The sequence below is a fragment of the Tolumonas auensis DSM 9187 genome, from assembly GCF_000023065.1.
GTDB classification, from domain to species: domain Bacteria; phylum Pseudomonadota; class Gammaproteobacteria; order Enterobacterales; family Aeromonadaceae; genus Tolumonas; species Tolumonas auensis.
In genome coordinates this window covers 2,556,256-2,575,141 of sequence record NC_012691.1, presented here as the reverse complement: position 1 = coordinate 2,575,141, position 18,886 = coordinate 2,556,256, and the positions used below count along the sequence as shown (strand labels likewise).

The window sequence follows — 18,886 nt, the reverse complement described above, 5'->3', positions numbered from 1 at the left end:
CATCGGTTAGGCCTAACCTTGATGACGAATACGAATCACTACAGCGATGTAACCGGGGGGTTATATGACTAAGAAATTTATATTTTTGATCAAGAATAAGGTCGTAACACAAGTTTGTCAGGATGAAGAATACAGCGAAGAAATTACCGAACAATTGCTGAGACAAGGGTTTTATATTTCGCACCATCATATCTATGCCGACAATGACAGAAAGGCGATGGCGAAATATGATGAGATCCAGTCAGCAGGTAAATAATCAATTATGCTGAGTAACCGACTCGGATTGTTTGGTCGCGATGAATTTGAAATATAAATAAAACAGGATTATCTCAATGAAATGCAAAGGGTTTCTTTTTGATCTCGACGGCACGCTGGTCGATTCCTTACCTGCGGTTGAACGTGCATGGTCAAACTGGGCGAAGAGCCGTGGTCTGGATCCGGAAGAGGTATTAGGGTTTATTCACGGCAAACAGGCGATCACCTCACTGCGTCATTTCATGCAGGGGGAGAGCGAAGAGGTAATTCAGGAGCAATTCCGCCTGCTGGAGAAAACCGAAGCCGAAGATACAGTTGGTATTTCTGCCTTACCGGGCGCTGTGGAGCTGTTGCATCGTCTGAATGAATTATCAGTACCCTGGGCCATCGTGACCTCCGGTTCTGTACCGGTAGCCCATGCCCGGCATGCGGCGGGTGAGCTGGCTCGCCCGGAGATTTTTATTACCGCAGAGCTGGTGGCGCGTGGCAAACCTAATCCGGATCCGTATCTGCTGGGCGCTGAAAAGCTGGGACTGAAACCCGAAGAGTGTGTCGTGGTGGAAGATGCACCGGCCGGTATCCTTTCCGGACTGGCGGCGGGTTGCAAGGTGATTGCTGTCAATGCACCGGATGATGCGCCTGGGCTGGATAAGGTAGATTTGGTGCTGCAATCACTGGCGGCACTGCAGATTGAAGCTGGTCAGGATAACGAGTTCATCATTAGCCTGACTAACGGCTGATCATTACCATCTTGAGAAAAAACAGAAAACCGCACATGTTCACGCACCGATCTTAAAGCGGGTGAGCGGAAACATGTGCGGTTTTGTTTTTTGCTCTAAAACCCAATCCTGGCCATCATCAGCGTGGTATCCAGCATGCGGTTGGCAAAGCCCCATTCGTTATCGCACCAGACCAGTGTTTTGATCAGATGTTTGCCACTGACGCGGGTTTGCGTGCCATCGACAATCGCGCTGTGCGGGTCGTGGTTAAAATCAATCGAAACCAGTGGTAGCTCGGTGTAATCGACGATGCTGCGGAAATCGCCTTTGGCGGCGCGTTGCAGCATGGTATTAACGTCCAGCACAGAGACCGCATTGGTGACCGTCACGCTGAGATCAATGGCTGTCACGTTAATCGTCGGCACCCGCACGGAAATCGCTTCAAAGCGATCGCAGAATTTAGGAAAGATACGCGTGATGCCGGCGGCAAGTTTGGTATCGACCGGAATGATCGACTGACTGGCGGCGCGGGTACGGCGCAGATCCGGGTGATAGGCATCGATCACCTGCTGATCGTTCATCGAGGCATGAATCGTCGTCACGGTACCGGATTCAATACTGAAGGCATCATCCAGCAATTTAATAATGGGGATGATGCAATTGGTGGTACAGGAACCACTGGAAACGATACGATGTTCCGACTGTAACTGCTGATGGTTCACGCCATAAATCACGGTCGCATCCAGATCGCTGCTGCCCGGATGCGAGAACAGTACTTTTTTGGCGCCGGATGCCAGATGCATTTCACCATCTGCCCGCTTGCCATAGACACCACTACAATCCAGCACGATATCCACGCCCAGATCGCCCCACGGCAGTTGGCTGATCTCTTTCTGATGCAGTAAACGGATGGCATCATCACCGACATACAGCACATCGCGTTCCTGACGCACATCCCAGTCAAAACGGCCATGTGTCGAGTCATATTTCAGCAGGTGCGCCATACCTGCGGCATCCGCAGGTTCATTAATGGCGACGACCTTGATTTCGGCGCGACGGCCTGATTCATATAACGCGCGCAGGACATTACGACCAATGCGGCCAAAACCATTGATTGCGATACGGATGGTCATGCTATTTCCTGATTAATCATCTCCGGCAGAGCTGGTGAAGTTCGCATAACCATTGCCGTTTGTCTACCCTACAGGTCTGTGGGTCTTTTTCATGTTGTTTATGACTTGATCATTTCAATTATGCTTGTAGCATTGAAATTATGAATAAAGAAAACGCAGTTATTATTTTTGAATCTTTGGCATCCGCGCTCGATTGCGTTATTGCAACAACAGCAAGTGCCCTGGGATCAGTTTCTTTGAACGTGATCCGGATGAATTGAAGCAACTAACAATTTCATGTCAGCCAGCAGGTGATGCCGGGCTGACATGAAAATCAACTTTTTTCTTTGAAATCAGCTCATTGCATGTATTACAAAAAAAATCGACAGAGCAGCACTTAAATTTTTGTAACTCCGAGTGGCAGGTTGGGCAAAATCCCACAATATTGAATTCTTTTTTGCAATGGATGCAGGCAATAGGGCTATATCGCGGATCCAACCCTTCCTGCTGGCAGGCAGGACATTTAATCAGATAAGTCATAAGTGCCTCACTCAGCGGTTACAGCATCGGCTGACAACTACATCTGTTTCTTCTCTGATTTAAGTTTAGTTATTCCAACACCCAGATGCAGTTTTTACGCGGTGAATATGTTTTTCCGTTTTTCGTGGTTTTTCCGCATCTTTTTCCTGTGTATTTCGTCTTCTTTAACACAGCCATTATTTTTCCTGACTATCCAGGTGTAACGATAGACAAAGGGTTAAGATTTATTTGTTAAGCCGCAAGATAAGGGACATTGCTATCTGCTGGCTCATACAGACAGCATACATTAAGGATTTATCATGGGTATTTTTGAGCGTTATCTCACTGTCTGGGTTGGCCTGTGCATCATTGCCGGTGTAGTGCTCGGCAATCTGGTTCCGGGGATATTTGGTGTGATTGCCAGTCTGGAATGGGCGCACGTCAATCTGGTGGTGGCGCTGTTAATCTGGGTCATGATTTACCCGATGATGGTGCAGATTGATTTCTCCGCAGTTAAAAATGTGGGGAGACGACCCCGGGGGCTGGTATTAACCCTGGTCGTCAACTGGCTGATTAAGCCTTTTACCATGGCGTTTCTGGGCTGGTTGTTTTTCCGGGTCATCTTTGCGGACTGGGTGAACCCGCAATCGGCGGGGGAATATATCGCGGGTATGATCCTGCTGGGTGTCGCACCCTGTACCGCGATGGTGTTTGTGTGGAGTCAGATGACCAGAGGCGATCCGAACTATACGCTGGTTCAGGTAGCGATTAATGACCTTATCATGGTCTTTGCATTTGCGCCGATTGCGGCATTTCTGCTGGGTGTCAGTGACATTGAAGTGCCATGGGAAACGTTGTTATTTTCCGTGGTGCTGTATGTATTGCTGCCGCTTTTTGCCGGTGTATTCACTCGTCATCATCTGGAAAGCAAAGGTGGTGATGTCAGTCTGCATGCGTTTCTTGGCCGCATTAAGCCCTGGTCGATCGTCGGACTGCTGGCAACCGTAATTTTATTATTCGGCTTTCAGGCTGAAACCATCATGCAGCAGCCACAAACCATTGTGCTGATCGCAATACCATTATTGCTGCAGTCGTACGGGATTTATGCGATCTCATTTATTGGTGCCCTGATCTTGCGGCTGCCGTTTAATATTGCGGCACCTGCCTGCATGATTGGTACCTCTAATTTCTTTGAGCTGGCGGTTGCCGTTGCCATTTCGCTGTTCGGACTGCATTCCGGTGCCGCGCTGGCTACTGTGGTGGGGGTTTTGGTCGAAGTGCCGGTCATGCTGTCACTGGTCGCGATATCGAACAGAACTCAGCACTGGTTTCACTGGACCAGATGACGATGAGCGGAAGGCGTGATGTCAGTGCACGCCTTCCTCCTTCTGCAGATTATTAACCCGCAAATGCGACTTCCGGCAGACCTGCAACATCCATCGGAATGGCCAGCACCGCGCCCTCCAGCGGATGTGCGGCCAGATGTTCTTCCGACATCCCCTGACTAGCACTAGTGATATACAGCGTTTTCAGATCCGGTCCGCCAAAGCAGGGCATGGTTGGGTTGGTAACCGGCAGTTCGATATTACGCAGCAATTCGCCTTGCGGGCTGATGCACAGCACCCGGCTACCGGCGTATTGCGCAGACCAGTAATTGCCTTCGCTGTCGACCGTGGCGCCATCAGGACGCCCCATTCCTTCCGGTACATGGAAAAACAGCTGCTGATTACTGACATTACCGGTTTCGACATCATAGTCACAGCGATAGATATTCCGGTTCTGAATCGGTGTATCAGACCAGTACAGCGTTTTCCCGTCCGGGCTGAAAGCCAGGCCGTTACAAGTCCAGCTTTTGCCCACCAGCTGACGTAAATTCAGTGCCGCATCTAATTGATAAAATGTGCCGTAAGAATCATCTTTGCGGCCGTTCATGGTGCCGGCAATAAAGCGGCCGGCCGGATCGCAGCGGCCATCATTGAAACGTTGCCACGGTTTATCTGCTTCCGGAGCGGCGATCGGGCGTAATACTGGGTTTGTCAGATCGTCGATAAAGGCCAGACCGGATTGCAGCCCTACGATCAAACCGCCTGTTTTGCGCCAGATAAAACAGCCAATCTCTTCTTCTAACTGAATGACGCCGTGTGCACCACTGGCCGGATGATGATGGTGGATCTGATGTTGCAGAATATCGACCCACCACAGTGTTTGTGTTTCTGCATGCCAGCGGGGACATTCACCTAGTTGATCGCGCTGTGCTGATATTGCCTGCATGATGTGCTCTCCGTGAAATATTCTGTGCAGACTAACAAAATGTTCCCGGTAACATAAAATGAAACCGGTTTTATTGTGAGCTGGTTCAAGTTAATCATGGCTGTCATGGAACGGATGCCGGTTCCGGCTGAATCATTGAAAGTTACCGGAATACCGACTCACCAGCTGATAATCCCGCCATTTCTTTTCAAATTTCCTGATTCAGCCAGTGCGAGTCTTTTATTGCCAACGACATACTGTATCGCGGCTAATTTTCAGGCTATTCTACCGCCATTTTTCAGATGACCGGGGTTGTTCCATGGATGTAAAAACAGAGGGTGAACTGAAGCGCGGGTTGAAAAACCGGCATATTCAGTTGATCGCGTTGGGTGGTGCGATTGGCACAGGATTATTTTTGGGTATTGCGCAGACCATCAAAATGGCGGGTCCGGCAGTGCTGCTGGGCTATGCACTGGGTGGTCTGATCGCGTTTCTGATCATGCGCCAGCTGGGTGAGATGGTGGCTGAAGAACCGGTATCCGGCTCGTTCAGTCATTTTGCCTATAAATACTGGGGCGATTTTCCGGGCTTCCTGTCTGGCTGGAACTACTGGGTATTGTACGTGCTGGTCGGCATGGCTGAACTGTCAGCCGTGGGTATCTATGTGCAGTACTGGTTGCCGGATCTGCCAACCTGGGTTTCGGCTCTGGTGTTCTTCTTTGTTATTAATGCGATCAATCTGACCAACGTGAAGTTCTTTGGTGAGATGGAATTCTGGTTCGCCATCATTAAAGTCGTGGCGATTGTCGGCATGATCCTGTTTGGTGGCTGGCTGCTGATGAGTGGTCAGGGTGGCGAACAGGCAAAAGTCAGTAACCTGTGGGCACTGGGCGGTTTTATGCCGAATGGCTGGCATGGCGTGATCATGTCACTGGCGATCATCATGTTCTCGTTTGGCGGGCTGGAGCTGGTAGGGATCACGGCGGCTGAAGCCGATAACCCACGCAAGAGCATTCCGCAGGCAGTGAATCAGGTGATCTACCGTATTCTGATTTTCTACATTGGTGCACTGGCCGTACTGCTGTCGCTGTTCCCGTGGAGTCAGCTGGCCGAAGGTGGCAGCCCGTTTGTCATGATCTTCTCCGCATTGGGTGAAAGCACGACTGCACATATTCTGAACCTGGTGGTGCTGACGGCGGCATTGTCGGTTTATAACAGTGGTGTGTATTGCAACAGCCGTATGCTGCATGGTCTGGCACAGCAGGGCAATGCGCCACGTATTCTGGGTAAAGTCGACAAACGCGGTGTGCCGGTTCCGGCGATCATGTTGTCCGCACTGGTGACTTTGTTGTGCGTGGTCATCAACTACCTGTTACCGGGTAAGGCATTTGCCTTGCTGATGTCACTGGTGGTGGCGGCTCTGGTTATCAACTGGGGCATGATCAGTCTGGCGCATCTGAAATTCCGTGCGGCGAAAGATCGTGAAGGCGTTACGCCGATCTTCAGAGCGTTCTGGAGTCCGTTTACCAACTATCTCTGTCTGGCCTTCATGGGGCTGTTACTGGTGCTGCTGTATATGAGCGGTGAAACCATTGCCGTGGAGCTGGTACCGGTCTGGTTAGTACTTAACTGGCTGGGTTATCGCTATAAATGCCGCACTTTAGGCAATAGCTCTGGTGATAGCGTAGTAATTGATCAGTAATCTGTAACCGTGATTATGCAGGGATGTCAGGTGACATCCCTTTTTTGTCGTATCTGCAACAAACCCGTCAGTATGTTTCAATATTGACGCTCTCCGCAATTAAATATCTTATAGAAATCAATTGGTTATTTTGGGAATGGGAATTGCTGAATCCTGTTATGCAGGAGGTGCATTATGGCCCGGAAAACCACATTTCAGAAACCATCGCTCATCATCAATGATACTACGCTGCGCGACGGTGAGCAGTCAGCCGGTGTGGCATTTACTCAGGATGAGAAAATTGCCATTGCCCGTCAGTTGTGGGAAATCGGTGTTCCTGAACTGGAAGTCGGTATTCCGGCTATGGGGCTGGATGAATGCCGTCGGATTGGCGCGCTGCGTCAGGCGTTACCGGATGCCACGCTGATGGTCTGGTGCCGCATGCATGCCACGGATATCCGGCAGGCGGCTGCACTCGGCATGAACTGGGTGGATATTTCCATCCCGATCTCCGAACAGATGATGGAACACAAGCTGGCCCGCAGCCGGGATCAGGTGCTGAGAGAGCTGGCGGACCATGTCTCGCTGGCGAAATCGCTGGGCCTGAACGTGTGCATCGGCTGTGAAGATGCTTCCCGTGCGTCACTGGCCGATCTGCGGGTTGTCGCCGATCTGGCGTTGCGTACCGGTGCCGAACGTCTGCGCTATGCCGATACGGTCGGTATTCTGGATCCGTTCACCACCTATGATCGCATCCGGGCGCTGCGCCAGTTTTGGCCGCTGCAGCTGGAAATGCATGCCCATGATGATCTGGGACTGGCAACGGCGAATACGCTGGCCGCATTCCGGGCGGGTGCGACACATGCCAATACCACCGTGATCGGTCTGGGCGAGCGGGCAGGTAATGCACCGCTGGAAGAAGTGGTCATGGCGCTGAAACAGTGCTTCAACATTGATTTGCAGATCCCCAGCCACCGTTTGCCGGCGTTGTGTGATTTTGTCGCAAAAGCCTCCGGACGCAGTATCGCACAACAAAAACCGCTGGTGGGTGAGTATGTGTTTACGCACGAATCAGGGATGCATGTCGATGGCTTGCTGAAAGATAAAAATAACTATCAGGGTGTCGACCCGGCCAGTTTAGGACGCGAGCACAAACTGGTGCTGGGCAAACATTCCGGACGCAATGCGGTACGTTCCGTGTTTGCTTCTCTCGGGTATCAGCTGGCGAACGAGCAGATTGATCTGGTGCTGGAACAGATCCGTTATTTTGCGGAACGCGCCAAACGTAACCCTACTGAATCAGAATTACGCTGGGTTTATCAGCGTTTGTTTAAATCCCCTCAACGTGTTGCCTTGTAATGCAGGCCAAGGAGTCAATATGGATTGGTTTACCTCACTGGATGGTGTTGATGAGTTAGAGACTACCGAAGCCTTTCTGGATTATTTCGGTATTTCATATGAACCGCTGCAGGTACGCAGTAAACGACTGCATATCATGCATCACTTTAATCAGCAGATAAAAAAAGCCAAAACGGATCGCTGTCTGACAGAGCAGGATCGTTTCTTACTGGCAAAAACTTTGCTGACCGACAGCTATCAGACTTTCCATCATCAGGAAGTGAAAGAACATTCCACACTGGGTGTTTATAGTCGCTTAACGCCCAGTTTCGTTACCTTTGCCCAACTGCAGGAGGTTTGCCTGTGAAGCCTGAATATGACTATGGTGAAGTGGTAAGGGTTGTACGTACCATCCGTGATGATGGCACGTTCCCGGGAAAACAACGCGGCGACCTGATTGTCCGTAAGGGCAGCACCGGCTATGTGCGTGACGTCGGTGTCTTCCTGCAGGATCAGTTGATCTATCAGATCCATTTCATTGAAGAGGATCTGATCGTCGGTTGTCGTAGTCAGGAGTTGATCTCAGCGGATGAACCCTGGGTGGAAAGCGAGTTTGAATTCGGCGACTGGATCCGTGCGGTCAATCATCTGGCGATCAAAGGTGAAATCATTGCCGAGGCCGGTGCCGAAGGGCAGGTGATGTCGGTGCGCCGTGATCTGGATCCTGTATTGTATGAAGTACTGTTCCGCGACCGGATGTTACTGGTGCCGATTTCAGCTATCTGCTGGCCTCCGGAAACTGAACAGACTGAGGAGGTGGCATGCTGAACTGGCAGGCATATCCACGTTTAAAACTGGCATCCCAGCATTTCGGCAAGACGCCGGCTGATTTGTCTGCGGATGAACAAATCCAGCTGGAAAAAATGCTGGAGCATCAGCTGGCGATGGAAGCCCGGATCCTGGATTATGCCGCACAGGCGGGTATCTCGGTGCAGGCGGCTGATCTCAATGCTGCTCTGGATGAGGTAAAAAAAGCCTATGCCGATGAAGAGGTCTGGAAAGTCTCCATGGCCGCGGTAAAGCTTGATTTGCCGAGTCTGAAAGAGGCATTGCGGCGTGAGTTGCTGGTCTCGCAGGTGATGGATAAGGTGGTGGAAAATATCAAACCACTGACACAGGAAGCGGCGAAGGCCTGGTATCTGGATCATCCGCGACAGTTTTTGCAACCGGAACGCCGGATGGCGCGGCATATCCTGATCACCATTGATGATGCAAATCCGGATAACTACGAAGAGACCTCGTATGCGCGGTTACTGGATATCCGCGGCCAGCTGATTCAGTCACCGGGAAAATTTGCCGCGCTGGCGATGCGTTATTCGGAATGTCCGACCGCTGTCAATGAAGGTAAAATTGGTCTGGTGAAAGCCGGGCTACTTTACCCAGAGCTGGATGCGGCGTTATTCCAGCTGCCGGAACGGGGCTTCAGCAATATCCTGCGCAGTCCAATGGGGTTCCATCTGCTGTGGTGTGAAAAAATCCATCCGGCAGTACCGATGCCGCTGGATGAGGCAGTGCCGAAAATTATTGCGGCGCAGCTGGATCATGCGAAGAAAAAGCTGCAGAAACAGTGGCTGACCTGGTTAATGCAACAGGAGGCATGATGCCTCCTGTTCCTATTTTTTCGTGTGCAGCGTGAAGGTGACAATCTCGGTCGGTACGCCCAGCCGGTAAGGCCAGATATGCCCCATACCAACAGAGACATACATCTGGCTTTGTTGTCGCTGAAACCAGCCCTTGAGATAGTCCGACCAGAGTCTGCCGACGGTATAGCCCAGTGGTAACGCCTGTCCGCCATGAGTGTGACCGGCCAGACTGAGGCTGGTCTGATTGGCGGCTGCTAGATCAAAAAAATCCGGATGGTGTGTCAGGCTCAGGATCCACTGCTCCCGCGTCACATCAGAGAACGCTTTTTTCGCGGAACTCTGCAGATATTCCAGTTTGGCGGTTTCAGCCAGTTTGCGGCGGGAATCGGGTAAAATCGGATAATCCACACCAACAATCTGAAATTCCGTACCGCGATAGCTCAGATTCATTTTCTCATCCACCAGTAGCCGGATCTGGCCACTGGTTTCCGCGTTTTTATATTGCTGCAGGATTGCCGGTAATCCCTGATATTTCTCATGATTCCCCAGCACAGCCACCACCCCGAGCGGGGCATTCGCACTGGCCAGCGCCGCAAAAGCACTGGCCAGCTGACGTTCATCATCCAGCAGATCGCCGGTCACCACCAGCAGATCCGGTTTCTCAGCATTCAGTCTGCTCACTGCCGATGCCAGTTCCGCACTACTGACAAAATCGCCCACATGACTGTCGGTGATCTGGGCAATTTTCATTCCTTCCAGCGCGGGAGGCAGTTGCTCAAGATAGACATCAAAATGACGCAACTGCGGCGGCGACATGGCCTCATAAACGCCGGACACCGACAAAATGCTGACAAACGGTATTAGCCACGCATTGGGCTTACGCCAGAACAAGCTGCGCAGTTTACGGCGAAACAGCCGCAGCAGCATGGAAATCACCAGAAAGCCCATCCCGGTGGCGACATAGGCCATATTGGCATTCAGCCACAGCGCAATGATCCAGCGTAGCGGGGCAGAGGTAACCAGCCAGTTCTGTGTGGAAAATTGCGACACATACCAGACTCCCATTATCAGCAGGTTAGTCAGCCAGTAGCACTGTAATGCGCGTTTGTGCAGCCGCATATGCGGGATCGCGGTCAGCAGCAGACCTGCAATGCCGCAATAAATCATCCCGCGGTATACAAACCAGAGAGTGGTACTGATAGTCATATGCTGCGCGGATGCCGTTTATGTAACAAACAAGCACCCAACACCGCTGCCGCATACAGAGTATGTAGCGCCAATGATGCTGCCACCAGCACACAAACCGCAGTGGCCATGATCGCTTGTTTACGTTCTTTTCCTTGCAGCAGTTTCAGCCCGGACAACGCCGCAGAAAGATAGATCAGCACAAACACACCATTGGCATAACCGATCAGGCCATCGAGTGGTAAATGCACGTTCATGCGTAACAGCAGTGTGATGGCAATTAACCCACAAGTGATCAGCAGACCATTGGTCGGTGCGCCGTAACGGTTGAGTTTTCCCGCCCAGGCATGGATCTGCCCGCGCTCCGCCATGCTGTAGAACAGACGCGAGAAACTGGTGATATACAGATTCACCGCGATAAAGCAGGTCATCAGACCAAATAAGCCGATCAACAGATGCCCGGTTTGTCCGGTCAGTGAACTCATCAGCTGAATAATCGAGGTCAGGTTTTGTGCTTCATTGCCATAAAAACCCGAGGAGAGCAGCACGGTGCTCAGGCACAGATATAACACTAGTGCGATCACCATGCCGAGCATCACGACCCGCGGAAAATCACGTGCCGGATGGTGAAATTCACCGCTTAGATGCGCAATGGCTTCGATGCCGACGAAACACCAGAAAATCAGCCCGGTTGCCTGCGCCAGATTCGTCATTGAGAAATCCGTGGCGGGTAAGCTGACCGGATGCCCGTAAAGGTATAATCCCACCGCTAACAGCAAGGTGCTGCAGATGCCAAAGCTGATAAAACTCTGGATCCACGCGGCGGTTTTCATGTTCAGTAAATTCAGCCCCAGCATGCTGCCTAACAGCAGAAATTGCCAGACTCCATGCTGGCTTTCCGGCAGGCCAAACGTTTGGCACAGATAACCGGTCGCGGTGACGATCACCACCGGCGGGCCAATCATAATCACCGACAGAAACAGCCAGCTGATCGCATCGGCGGCGCGTTCACCAAAGGCTTGTTCGACAAAAAAAGCGGTGCCACCGGCATCAGGGTAACGTTTGCCTAAGGAAGCAAAGGTAAAGACGATGGGCAGGATCAATATCCCCATCAGCACCCAGGCCAGTAATGACCAGCTACCCGCCAGACTGGCGGTCATGGCCGGAACGATGAAAACGCCGGAACCCAGCAAGGTCGAAACCAGCAAGCCAGTGCCTTGCCACAGTCCGATATGTTGTTTCAAATGTGCCATCGGGAAGGAACCCATGGAGTCAGAAAGGAAGGAGATTATGCGTCAAACTGTGAATGAGCGCAAAAAATCACGGGGAACTGAAAGGCGCAGATGGATCAGCGGGAAAAAAAGAGCCGCAGGTGCAGGAATCTGCGGCTCAAAACGTGACGAGTAGTGAACAGTAGTATCAGAGTGCAAATTCAGATTTCAGGGATGCCACCCAGGTCTTAACACGTTCAGGTGTCAGACTGGACTGGTTGTCCTGATCAATGACCAGACCGACAAAATCATCGCCATCCAGTGCATTAGAGCTGTTAAATTCATAACCTTCGTTTGGCCAGAAACCCACCACAGACGCGCCTGCTTCAGAAACGACGTCATACAGTTCGCCCAGCGCATCAACGAAAGCATTACCGTAGCTGGTTTGATCGCCTAAACCAAACAGCGCCACTTTCTTGCCAGCCAGATCAGCCGACTCAAGTTCCGGAACAAATTCTGCCCAGCTTTCTGCCTGACAGTCACAATCCAGGCCAGGCAACGCGCCATCGCCCAGTGTTGGTGTGCCCAGAATCAGGTAATCATAGGCCAGCAGATCATCAATACTGGCTTTGTTGATATTCACCGGTGCCGCCACATCATCACTGGCGAACGCGTCCTGAATCAGTTTTGCTACCTTGCGGGTTTTACCTGTGTCACTGCCGAAGAAAATGCCGACTTTAGCCATGGTGTGTCTCCTTGAATACGGTGTTTTTCTTAATGATGCAGGAACAGTGCCGCCGCTTTATTTATTTTAACAGCATGAAAATAAAGGATTTATTTATTTATTGGCTTGGTTTGGCTTGTGATAAACCTCACAATCTGCGACAAAAGCGCAAAAAAAAGACCACCGGGGAGGGTGGCCTTCATTGTGGGTATCGCCTTTTTACGCGTTCGGCGAAACAGTAACCTGTTGCTGCACTACGTTTTCCTGCATTGTCTTATGGGGGGCATGAGGATTCCAGCCTGACAGAGCCAGCAAGACAAAGAAGCCAATAACGTAAGATACCGCCACATGCCAGCCCTGACGCACCCAGTTCACGGCAGAACGGGCTTCCGGGTACATGTTGGAGAGGGCAACCCCGGCTGATGAGCCGAACCACAGCATGGAACCACCAAAACCAACGGCATAAGCCAGAACACCCCAATCGTAACCGCCTTGTTCCAGACACAGTTTGGTGAGTGGAATATTGTCAAAGACCGCAGATACGAAACCGAGGAAGAAAGTAGTTACCCAGGATGCTGGTGGCAGTTCATCAACAGGCATCAGGGATGCACAGGTGACCAGTCCCATCAGGAATACGGTGCCTGAGGCGGCATTTTTCAGCTCGTCCCAAGGGGTCTTAACTACGAAAGAACCAAGCAGGATCGCGACCCAGACACCCAGTGCCGGGAAGTCAAACGCATAGTTAGTTACGATCGCACACACCAGAATCAGCGCGACGATACCTAATTTAGGCCATTCGACGGTCGCATTAATCTGCGCGTCCTTGACGATACGCTGGTATTTGTCCTGCTGCAGCGAGGCGATTACACCAAACAACACCAGTGCAGTAGCTGCAGCGATATAAGCATGCACTACATCAAGTGGGTTCACACCGTCGATCCACATCAGTGTCGTTGTGGTATCGCCAACCACCGAGCCGGATCCACCGGCATTACTGGCCGCGACAATAGCCGCGAGATAACCGACATGCACACGTTTATTGAAAACCACGAAAGCAATTGCGCCACCAATCATGGCTGCGGCAATGTTGTCGAGAAACGCGCTGATCACGAAGATCATCACCAGCAGCGTAAATCCGCCTTTCCAGTCATCCGGCAGATATTTTGGCAATATTTTTGGCAGATCTGACTCTTCAAAATGTTTGGCCAGAATTGCGAAGCCAAACAGAAGACCGAGCAGGTTGAGCAGGATCCGCCATTCACCTTCGTGGCCATTACCACCAATGATGTGATGAATAAAAGAAAAGTCATTTAGGAACAAATATTTACTGGCGAGGATAGCTGCCAGCCCTGTCAGCGCAACCCACATGGTGTAATGGTGGAACAATGCAACGCCGAGTAATGTGGCTGCGAAAAGGACGAATTCGAGTCTTATCCCGGCAATGGTTAGCATCGAACCGCCATCGGCGGCAGTCGCCAGAGCCGGAAAGAGAAGTGCGGTCAGCAAAAATAGCCAGGAACCGACATTTTTACCTGTGTTAGTTTTTTTCATTGAAAGATCATCCTTGTATTCTACAACCGGAAAATACGTAGTTTGTTTACTGCTTATGCTTTTAAATAGCATCCAGCTTTAATGTGTTTTTTGAAAGCATCGTTATATAGCAGTAAATATCATGAGGCGGCATGATCACCGACAAAACTATGCATCATCGTCTTCATCTTCGTCAGCCTGACGCTGTACCGGCAGATATATTTCAACCCGATCACCTGCTTTTAATACTGTATCAGCCGCACAGAATTTGCCAAAAATACCGATGCGATGTGTATCCAGATCAAGATCTGGATAATGCTGAAAGACGGGTGAAGCCTGTAATGCTTCCTGCGCGGTGACGGGTTCAGGCAAATCAAGCTGATACCAGTTTCCTTTTGCTCCGCGAGCATGTGCGACACTGATTTTCATACGTGGCAACCTCCCTCAGTCGCAGGTGTAGTGGTAGCGGGTGCATTTTTCCCGGCTAACAGACGTTTGCTTATCCGGATGGCACAAAGCAATAAGCCCATCATGATGAAACCGCCTGGCGGTAACAGCATCAGCAGAAAGCCGTGGTAGCCCGGCAGGACATGTAATTCCATAAATTTGAAATGCGGGCCTAACAGCAGTGAGGCACCGGAAAAAAGAGTGCCGCTACCGAGAATTTCCCGGCAACCACCCATGATGGTCATGGAGAGGGTGAACCCGAGCCCCATACCTAAACCATCTAACATGGCCAGAACCGGCGGATTTTTCATGGCATAGGCTTCGGCACGACCGAGAATGGCGCAGTTCACCACGATCAAGGCAATGAACAAGCCCAGCACTTTATGCAAATCGTGCATCCAGGCATTCATACCCAGATCAACCAGTGTCACCAGTGCCGCAATCAGCAGGGTAAAGATGGGTATGCGGATCTGGTTAGGCACGATAGAACGAATCAACGACACCAGCAGGTTTGATGCGACTAAAACCAGCGTAGTTACAGCGCCCATACCCAGACCATTAGTGGCGGTAGTGGTTACCGCCATCAGTGGGCAGAGTGCCAGCAACTGCGTAAAGATGACGTTTTCTTTCCATAAGCCATTAGTAAATACGTTTTTAGTGCTCATGATCAACTCCCTTTCCGATCCAGAAATTCGTTCTGGTGGCGTTGGAATAACTGCAACGCTTCATGTACGCCTTTCACCACAGCTCGTGGGGTAATGGTGGCGCCAGTAAATGAATCGAACTGGCCGCCATCCTTTTTCACATGCCAGCCTTTCTCGTCTGGCTGCTGCAGCGATTTACCGTTAAAACTTAAAACCCACTGGCTTTTGTTCAGGTCGATCGCATCACCGAGGCCGGGTGTTTCGGTATGACTTAATACCCGGACACCGGTCAGTGAACCGTTGGCATCAATACCCAGTAAAATGCGGATCACGCCGGAATAACCACTGGTTTCGGCGAACAGAGCGACACCGGAACCGGCACCACCTTTACGGGCACGGAAGAAATGTACCGGTTTGCCACCCAGTGTCAGGGTGATCTCTTCCTGACTGGGCATGTTGTCGTACAAGCTTTGTGGCAACACCTGTACCAGCTGGCGCTGAGTATCTTCAATGCTTCTGGCAAGGATGGATTCTTTGGTCATTGCTGAAAATGCAGCGACCGCACCACAGACAAACAGAGCAAACAGGCTGAGCAGAAATGCCTGATAGTAAGGCTGTTCTCTGACAGGTAAAGCGACGGATTGATTCATTATTTTTCCTCCGTTTTCAGGCCGTAGCCATACATCCGCGGACGGGTGTACTGGTCAATCAATGGGGTTACGGCATTCATGATCAGGATGGAGAAGGCCACACCTTCCGGAAAATTACCGAAAGCGCGGATGACGAAGATCAGGAAGCCGGTGCCGGCACCAAAAATCAGCTTGCCGCGGTTACTGGTCGGGGTGGTCACCGGATCGGTGGCAATGAAGAAGGCACACATCAGCAGCCCGCCACTGGTCAGTTGCGCCAGTGGTTCGGGGATCGCAGCCGGATCGGACAGCCACATTGCGGTGCCGGGTAGCAGACAACCGGCAAGCGTCGCCAGCGGAACATGCCAGGTGAATACTTGTTGATGGATCAGCCAGACACCACCCAGCAGCATCAGCATGGCCGAGGTTTCACCCAGACTGCCGGTGCTGGTACCCAACACATGTGACAGCCAGTGAAAGCCGGTTTCTGCGCCTTCCTTGCTCAGACCCAGCGTGGTCGCGCCGGAGACACCATCGACGCCCATCTTGTACCAGATGCCGTCATAGAATGCACTGGGCGTGATCCATTTGGTCATTTCAACCGGAAATGAAATCAGCAATACGACACGGGCCAGCATCGCCGGGTTAAACAGGTTCTGGCCTAAACCGCCATACACCTGTTTGCCGAAGAAAATAGCAAACGCAGAGCCGAGCGCACCCAGCCAGAGCGGCGCATGCGGTGGCAGACTCATCGCCAGAATCAGGGCCGTAAGAATGGCAGCACCATCATTGATTTTACCCTGAGCCCGCGGATTTAATTTCAGTGAAATCACCTCACATGCGAGTGCACTGAGGATAGTCGTAACCACCAGAAACAGCGCGGGCATACCAAATTGCAGTATTCCCAGTAACACCGCCGGCAACAGTGCAATGTTCACTTTGAACATCACTTTCTTGATTGAGATGCCTTCATGGGCATGGGGGGCACGTAAGATCATCATGCGGACTCCTCTGTCGCGGATGCACTGCTACGGCGTGACGGCCGGCGAGTAGCGGCTTTTGCAGCTTTAGCGGCTTCTTTTTCTACTGCTTCACGTTCCATCCGTTCACGACGGGCGGCGCTGTTCAGACAGGTTCGGGATGTTTTTTGTTCGGAAAGCCGGATTTTGCTGACTTCCTGTTTGCCCCAGTCGAAATATTGGGTGAGCGGGATGGCAGCCGGACAGACATAGGCACAGGAGCCACATAATAGGCAATCCATCACGCCCATCTCAGCGGCTTTGCCAAAGTTGTCGACTTTTAGTTCAGCCACCATATCCAGTGGCGTCAGGCTCATCGGGCAAGCCCCGATGCAACGGCCACAACGCACACAGGCACTGGCTTTCGGATTGGGTAATTCATCCTCGGTCAGCAGCAGCACACCACTGGTGCCTTTAGTGACAGGGGCGTGGATATCCGTGATGGCGCGTCCCATCATCGGGCCGCCCAGTACAATGCGGGCCGGCGTCGATTTCAGACCACCACACTGTGCCACAATCTCAGAGATCGGCATGCCGACAGGCGCCATCACGTTACTTGGTACTTCCACCGCATCACCGGAAATCGTGATCACGCGATGTGTCAGCGGACGGCCAAAACGTAGCGCTTCAAAGATGGCGATGCTGGTGGCCACGTTTTGTACCAGAACACCAACATCGGCAGATAATTTACCACTCGGTACCTGACGACCAGTGACTGCTTCAATCAACTGCTTCTCCGAACCCATCGGATACAGCGCAGGCAGGCCGACAACCTGCATGTTTTTTTCTGCCTTACATAAGGCTTCCATCGCGGCGATGGCTTCCGGTTTGTTTTCTTCAATACCGATGAACACCTTATCCGCCAGCGTAATTTGCTGCAGATAACGGATGCCACCCATGATGCGATCCCCCTGTTCCTGCATCAGACGATCATCACAGGTCAGATAAGGTTCACATTCACTGCCATTGATAATCAGCGTGTCGATCAGGTAATGCATGCTGAGGCGCAATTTATCTGAAGTCGGGAACATAGCCCCGCCCATACCGACAATGCCAGCCTCTTCTACCAGGTTGATCATCTCTTCCCGGGACAGTGTATTATTGGCGCGCGCCGTGTTCCCTGCATTGTTCCGCGGATTCTGTACATCCACTTTAATGGTGATGTTGTTCTGATCCACCGCACTGATCACACCCGCTAATGGGGCGTGGATAGGCATAGAGAAACGCCCGTTTCCTTTCGCTATTAACTGATCGGCTTTCACGGTGTCGCCAACCGCAACAACAGGTAACGCAGGCGCACCGGCATGCTGTTTGAGCGGTAAAATCAAACGCCATGGTGCCTGCATCGGAATAACCTGATTCTGGCTGGTCAGTTGTTTATGGCTGTCCGGATGAATACCACCATGCGGACGAATTCTGGCCTTAAGCATTTTTCACCTCCAGAGTGGCTGTTTGGATCACACCCGGCTTCGTTACCCGGCTCATAAATGCAGGGTCCGGATACAGCGATATTCCGTTATGCGGACAGACAGCAACACAGGCACCACAACCGGTACAGGCATCGGCAATCACGCCATGTAACTGTCGGGTTGCACCGACAATCGCATCGTAACTGCATTGTTTGATGCAGCGGCCACAACCATCGCAGCCGTCCATATCTATGGCTGCCACCTGTGGGCCTTTTGAACCACTGCTATCCAGTGACACGCCTAATACCGCGGCTATTTTCTGGGCCAGTGCATCGCCACCGGGAGGGCAAACATCCGGTGCAGCTTCGCCACAGGCCATCGCTTTCGCGGCCTGAGTACAACCGGGATAACCACATTGACCACACTGACCGTTTGGCAGTAAGGCACTGATTTCATCAACCAGCGGATCACCTTCCACTTTCAGATGAATAGCGGCATACCCCAGCGCATAACCGATGCCAGCGGCAATCAGCGGAATCGCTAATAAATAAAGTAATGTGAGCATCTCTGC

Annotated in this window: 21 protein-coding genes; 8 read left to right on the top strand and 13 right to left on the bottom strand. The window is 51.6% G+C overall.

What is annotated here, in order from left to right:
- Window positions 1-64 precede the first annotated feature (64 nt).
- Window positions 65-256 carry a hypothetical protein gene (locus tag TOLA_RS11945; RefSeq protein ID WP_015879416.1) on the top strand — a complete coding sequence of 64 codons (192 nt, stop codon included), beginning with the start codon at window positions 65-67 and terminating at the stop codon, window positions 254-256.
- Between the two features lie 76 nt (window positions 257-332).
- Window positions 333-995, top strand: a complete 663-nt coding sequence (locus TOLA_RS11940) for a sugar phosphatase (RefSeq protein ID WP_015879415.1) — start codon at window positions 333-335, stop codon at window positions 993-995.
- Window positions 996-1,090: 95 nt separating this feature from the next.
- Here the strand turns inward: TOLA_RS11940 and epd are convergent, their stop codons facing one another.
- Entirely contained in the window at window positions 1,091-2,107 is a 1,017-nt protein-coding gene (gene epd, locus TOLA_RS11935) for an erythrose-4-phosphate dehydrogenase (RefSeq protein WP_015879414.1), read from the bottom strand.
- 279 nt (window positions 2,108-2,386) lie between these two features.
- The gene (locus TOLA_RS16550; RefSeq protein WP_015879413.1) at window positions 2,387-2,626 is read right to left on the bottom strand and encodes a zinc ribbon domain-containing protein; all 240 of its coding nucleotides are present in this window, start codon (window positions 2,624-2,626) and stop codon (window positions 2,387-2,389) included.
- Between the two features lie 299 nt (window positions 2,627-2,925).
- Here TOLA_RS16550 and arsB point away from each other — a divergent pair, with 299 nt between their 5' ends.
- Entirely contained in the window at window positions 2,926-3,951 is a 1,026-nt protein-coding gene (arsB, locus tag TOLA_RS11930) for an ACR3 family arsenite efflux transporter (RefSeq protein ID WP_015879412.1), read from the top strand.
- A gap of 52 nt (window positions 3,952-4,003) precedes the next feature.
- Here the strand turns inward: arsB and TOLA_RS11925 are convergent, their stop codons facing one another.
- Window positions 4,004-4,876 carry an SMP-30/gluconolactonase/LRE family protein gene (locus TOLA_RS11925; RefSeq protein WP_015879411.1) on the bottom strand — a complete coding sequence of 291 codons (873 nt, stop codon included), beginning with the start codon at window positions 4,874-4,876 and terminating at the stop codon, window positions 4,004-4,006.
- 298 nt (window positions 4,877-5,174) lie between these two features.
- On the opposite strand from TOLA_RS11925, the gene TOLA_RS11920 reads away from it, so the two are divergent.
- The 5 genes from TOLA_RS11920 (at window position 5,175) to nifM (ending at window position 9,535) form a co-directional block, all read left to right on the top strand.
- Window positions 5,175-6,557: an amino acid permease gene (locus TOLA_RS11920; protein ID WP_015879410.1), complete on the top strand. Its 1,383-nt coding sequence runs from the start codon at window positions 5,175-5,177 to the stop codon at window positions 6,555-6,557.
- A gap of 174 nt (window positions 6,558-6,731) precedes the next feature.
- Complete coding sequence (gene nifV, locus TOLA_RS11915; protein WP_015879409.1) at window positions 6,732-7,895, top strand: homocitrate synthase; 1,164 nt, start codon at window positions 6,732-6,734, stop codon at window positions 7,893-7,895.
- 19 nt (window positions 7,896-7,914) lie between these two features.
- Window positions 7,915-8,241 (top strand): nitrogenase-stabilizing/protective protein NifW, encoded by a 327-nt coding sequence (gene nifW, locus TOLA_RS11910; protein WP_015879408.1) that lies wholly within the window; start codon window positions 7,915-7,917, stop codon window positions 8,239-8,241.
- Window positions 8,238-8,702: a nitrogen fixation protein NifZ gene (locus TOLA_RS11905; RefSeq protein ID WP_015879407.1), complete on the top strand. Its 465-nt coding sequence runs from the start codon at window positions 8,238-8,240 to the stop codon at window positions 8,700-8,702. The genes nifW and TOLA_RS11905 overlap by 4 nt, the downstream gene beginning before the upstream one ends.
- Entirely contained in the window at window positions 8,696-9,535 is an 840-nt protein-coding gene (gene nifM, locus TOLA_RS11900) for a nitrogen fixation protein NifM (protein ID WP_015879406.1), read from the top strand. Before TOLA_RS11905 ends, nifM begins: the two co-directional genes overlap by 7 nt.
- A 12-nt stretch (window positions 9,536-9,547) precedes the next feature.
- Here nifM and TOLA_RS11895 read toward each other — a convergent pair whose 3' ends face one another.
- The 10 genes from TOLA_RS11895 to TOLA_RS11850 form a co-directional block, all read right to left on the bottom strand.
- On the bottom strand, window positions 9,548-10,723 hold the full coding sequence (locus TOLA_RS11895) for a metallophosphoesterase (protein ID WP_015879405.1): 1,176 nt from the start codon (window positions 10,721-10,723) through the stop codon (window positions 9,548-9,550).
- On the bottom strand, window positions 10,720-11,955 hold the full coding sequence (gene yjeH / locus TOLA_RS11890) for an L-methionine/branched-chain amino acid transporter (protein ID WP_041609529.1): 1,236 nt from the start codon (window positions 11,953-11,955) through the stop codon (window positions 10,720-10,722). Before yjeH ends, TOLA_RS11895 begins: the two co-directional genes overlap by 4 nt.
- 166 nt (window positions 11,956-12,121) lie before the next feature.
- A complete protein-coding gene (locus tag TOLA_RS11885; RefSeq protein WP_015879403.1) occupies window positions 12,122-12,658 on the bottom strand; it encodes a flavodoxin in 537 nt (178 codons plus the stop codon).
- Window positions 12,659-12,856: 198 nt separating this feature from the next.
- On the bottom strand, window positions 12,857-14,188 hold the full coding sequence (locus tag TOLA_RS11880; protein WP_015879402.1) for an SLC13 family permease: 1,332 nt from the start codon (window positions 14,186-14,188) through the stop codon (window positions 12,857-12,859).
- Between the two features lie 147 nt (window positions 14,189-14,335).
- The gene (locus TOLA_RS11875) at window positions 14,336-14,596 is read right to left on the bottom strand and encodes an RnfH family protein (protein WP_015879401.1); all 261 of its coding nucleotides are present in this window, start codon (window positions 14,594-14,596) and stop codon (window positions 14,336-14,338) included.
- Window positions 14,593-15,279: an electron transport complex subunit E gene (locus tag TOLA_RS11870; protein ID WP_015879400.1), complete on the bottom strand. Its 687-nt coding sequence runs from the start codon at window positions 15,277-15,279 to the stop codon at window positions 14,593-14,595. The genes TOLA_RS11875 and TOLA_RS11870 overlap by 4 nt, the downstream gene beginning before the upstream one ends.
- A 2-nt stretch (window positions 15,280-15,281) precedes the next feature.
- On the bottom strand, window positions 15,282-15,908 hold the full coding sequence (gene rsxG / locus TOLA_RS11865; RefSeq protein ID WP_015879399.1) for an electron transport complex subunit RsxG: 627 nt from the start codon (window positions 15,906-15,908) through the stop codon (window positions 15,282-15,284).
- Window positions 15,908-16,888, bottom strand: coding sequence for an RnfABCDGE type electron transport complex subunit D (locus tag TOLA_RS11860; protein ID WP_015879398.1), 981 nt, complete (start codon window positions 16,886-16,888; stop codon window positions 15,908-15,910). The genes rsxG and TOLA_RS11860 overlap by 1 nt, the downstream gene beginning before the upstream one ends.
- Window positions 16,885-18,336: an electron transport complex subunit RsxC gene (gene rsxC, locus TOLA_RS11855; protein WP_015879397.1), complete on the bottom strand. Its 1,452-nt coding sequence runs from the start codon at window positions 18,334-18,336 to the stop codon at window positions 16,885-16,887. Before rsxC ends, TOLA_RS11860 begins: the two co-directional genes overlap by 4 nt.
- Window positions 18,329-18,880: an RnfABCDGE type electron transport complex subunit B gene (locus TOLA_RS11850; protein ID WP_015879396.1), complete on the bottom strand. Its 552-nt coding sequence runs from the start codon at window positions 18,878-18,880 to the stop codon at window positions 18,329-18,331. The genes rsxC and TOLA_RS11850 overlap by 8 nt, the downstream gene beginning before the upstream one ends.
- Between the last annotated feature and the right edge of the window lie 6 nt (window positions 18,881-18,886).